Origin of the sequence: Psychromarinibacter sediminicola (assembly GCF_029168335.1) — a bacterium.
Taxonomy (GTDB): Bacteria; Pseudomonadota; Alphaproteobacteria; order Rhodobacterales; family Rhodobacteraceae; genus Psychromarinibacter; species Psychromarinibacter sediminicola.
In genome coordinates this window covers 1-2,174 of sequence record NZ_JARGYC010000174.1, presented here as the reverse complement: position 1 = coordinate 2,174, position 2,174 = coordinate 1, and the positions used below count along the sequence as shown (strand labels likewise).

Sequence of the window (2,174 nt, the reverse complement as noted above, 5' to 3'; positions counted from 1 at the left end):
TCGGCGAACTCATCGACTGCTTCACGCACCAGGAATGCGAAAACTACTTCGCCGCCTGCGGATACGATGCAGATTGATCGGAAAACGCTCTAAGGAGAGAGCGCAGAAAGTTTGGGATTTTGTTTCGCAATGGGAAATCCTTGGAGTCGCATACAAAGGACGTGAGGCCGAAATTGACCCAGACGAAGCATTGGATGATTTGATCTCCCTATTTTCTCAAATAGCTGAGACTGGTAATTTTGATGGAGTGGCAGTTTTGCTTGATGAGGCAGACAGCCCGCCATCTGAGGCTGGCCTTGGCGAGTTTCTAAAGATCGCGACTGAGCGACTATCGAAGCGGGGCTGCAACCGAGTGCTCTTCGTTCTGGCAGGGCAACCGGTTGTCATTTCAAAGCTTAGAGATAGCCACGAGTCCTCACTGAGGGTATTCCACGTGCTTGATATGCAACCTCTGGAACCAGATGAACGTCTGCATGTCGTACGCCATGGAATTATGACTGCGAACAAGAAAAACGATGAAAAAACAAGCATCGACGATGAGGCAGTGCATCTTCTCGCATCTCTTTCCGAAGGCTATCCTCATTTTCTACAGCAATTCTCTTATTCGGCATTCGAGGCCGATATCGACGGCAGGATCTCTCCAGATGATGTTACGATGGGTGCATCTTCAGAAAACGGTGCGATATCTCAGCTGGGCGCAAAATACTTTAGTGAAATGTATTTTTCTAGAATTTGGTCTGACGACTATAGAAAAGTTCTTAACTTTATGTCAGGATTTGGAGATTCTTGGGTTTCTAGAAAGAATATCGTTGAAAATTGCGACGTAAGCGAAACAAATATAAACAATGCGCTATCGGCTCTCAAGAGGCGGGAAATCATATTATCCGATGAAGCGCGCAAGGGCTTCTATCGCCTCCCCACCCGCTCGTTCGCAACATGGATTACGGTAGTTTCCAATACTCAGGCTTAGGAAGCTGAGCCTCTCCCGTCCTCCGCTAACCACCACTACCCTTCACTATCCGCCATTACCCTTCATTATCCGCCATTATCATTCATTACCGCCATTATCATTCATTACCGCCCACTGTCCTCCACTACCCGCCCGCTCCTCCCTCACGAACCCGTTTTTGAACCTTTCCGCGTCTTGGCACGTTCCCACACCCGAACACGTCAGCAACGCCTATCGGGCACACGGACAAGGCGCGCGCTCGCGCCGGAAAGGAAAGACATTGTATACCAGACGCACCTTCCTCGCCAGCGGCGGTGCCGCGCTCGCCGCGACCCCCGCCTTCGCACGGGAGAGCTACACCGTCCCCGAGACGCACATGCCCAAGCGGGTGCGCGTGTCCCGGGACTACCCCGCGGGCCAGATCCACGTGGACCCCAACCGCTACTACCTCTACCTGACCGAGGGAGAGGGGAAGGCCATCCGCTACGTCGTCGGCGTCGCCCGCGACGGGCTCTACGAGGCGGGCGAGTTCACCGTCGGCCGCAAGGTCGAGTGGCCCTCCTGGACCCCCACCGCCTCGATGATCGAGCGCGACCCGAGCTATGCCAAATACGAGGACGGGATGCCCGGCGGCCCCGACAACCCGCTCGGCGCCCGCGCGCTCTACCTCTTCCGGAACGGCCACGACACCGCGCTGCGCATCCACGGCACGCCGAAGCCCTGGACGGTGGCGCAGTCGATCTCCAACGGCTGCGTGCGGCTGGTGAACAGCCACGTCGTCCACCTGTTCGAGCGCACGCCGATGGATGCCAAGGTCGTGCTGCACGACAAGACGACGGCGGCCTGAGCCCCGGCGGCCCGCCCCCAGCACCACGCCCTCGCGGAAACCTGCGGGGGCGTTTCGCGTCTGCGATACATTTTACCCGGATATTATTGCGAGTCATTTTACCCGGGTATAAATAGCGTCCCATCGCAGCAGGTGACGCCATGACAGCCCCAGCCCCCATTCCCGACGCCGCACCCGCGGACAGCATCGTGACCCCCGGCGGCCTCCGCCTGGCCTACGACAGCACCGGCGCGCCGCACGACCCGGCGATCCTGCTGATCTCCGGCCTCGGCACTCAGATGATCGTAAGCGCCGGGCCATCACCCTCGTTGTTTGAGGCACCTTTTCGTCCGAGGTGACACCTGCACAGCAGGAGGTGTCTCATGGATGGCGACGTAC

Annotated in this window: 2 protein-coding genes; both read left to right on the top strand. The window is 57.4% G+C overall.

All coding sequences use genetic code 11. The features are described from left to right. The coding region (locus P1J78_RS24695; RefSeq protein WP_275570030.1) for a hypothetical protein at positions 1 to 970 on the top strand (970 nt) is incomplete at its 5' end. 259 nt (positions 971 to 1,229) lie between these two features. Continuing rightward, the gene (locus tag P1J78_RS24690) at positions 1,230 to 1,796 is read left to right on the top strand and encodes a L,D-transpeptidase (RefSeq protein ID WP_275570029.1); all 567 of its coding nucleotides are present in this window, start codon (positions 1,230 to 1,232) and stop codon (positions 1,794 to 1,796) included. Positions 1,797 to 2,174: the final 378 nt, after the last annotated feature.